This window comes from Arthrobacter mobilis (assembly GCF_012395835.1).
In the GTDB taxonomy this organism is placed as follows: Bacteria; Actinomycetota; Actinomycetes; order Actinomycetales; family Micrococcaceae; genus Crystallibacter; species Crystallibacter mobilis.
In genome coordinates, this window is record NZ_JAAZSQ010000093.1 from 1 (window position 1) to 662 (window position 662).

A 662-nucleotide genomic window follows, 5' to 3' on the forward strand; every position below is an offset into this window, starting at 1 on the left:
GTTCTTTAAGGGTATATGCGAAATTCTTCCAGTTAATTACTTCGTTTATAACCTCAGATTTACTTAAACCACACTCATTAAACCAAAAGTTAATATTTTTCTTGAGGGAATTTTTCGCCGTCAGTTCCTCGGACAACAATTCACTAACAGACGTGATAACATAACCACGACCGCGATTTTTATCTTCGAAAGAATGAACGGCAAGGAAGAGAGTTTCTGAATGGACAAAAGCAGAGCAGGTGATTTTTTCTTTCTTAGTGTTTAAAGCCTGGAAAGTGATAACATACGTGTTCATTTTAGTCTCCCGCCCGTTTGGGCTACTGGATCATGGTAAGGAACTATTCCCGACCTACAAATAAATTATACCATCATATGATGGTAATGCAATTTATTTAGTCACTTTATCCTGATTTTTTTCTCTCTTAACGAGCTGGTAATCTGGATGTTCATCAGCCAGGAGCAAAAGTAATTCATACGTACCAGCGGCTAAACCACGAGACGTTTTACCGGATGTTTCTTTGGCTTGCCAGGCTGATAACGTAAAACCAAACCGTTCAGCGGCTTCCTGCTGCGTAAAGCCAGCTTTAATACGTGCTTGTTTCACCTCTTCAGGTGTTGGCTTAAAACTCATGATTTTGTACCTTCACAATAGTATCTGTATA

The 662-nt window shown here is 39.1% G+C and carries 2 protein-coding genes; both read right to left on the reverse strand.

The window, feature by feature from the left end; all coding sequences use genetic code 11:
* Positions 1–295 (reverse strand): hypothetical protein (locus tag HGG74_RS21025; protein WP_168489483.1); only part of this gene is annotated, 295 nt, incomplete at its 3' end.
* Between the two features lie 93 nt (positions 296–388).
* Positions 389–631 carry a hypothetical protein gene (locus HGG74_RS21030; RefSeq protein WP_000008707.1) on the reverse strand — a complete coding sequence of 81 codons (243 nt, stop codon included), beginning with the start codon at positions 629–631 and terminating at the stop codon, positions 389–391.
* Positions 632–662 lie beyond the last annotated feature (31 nt).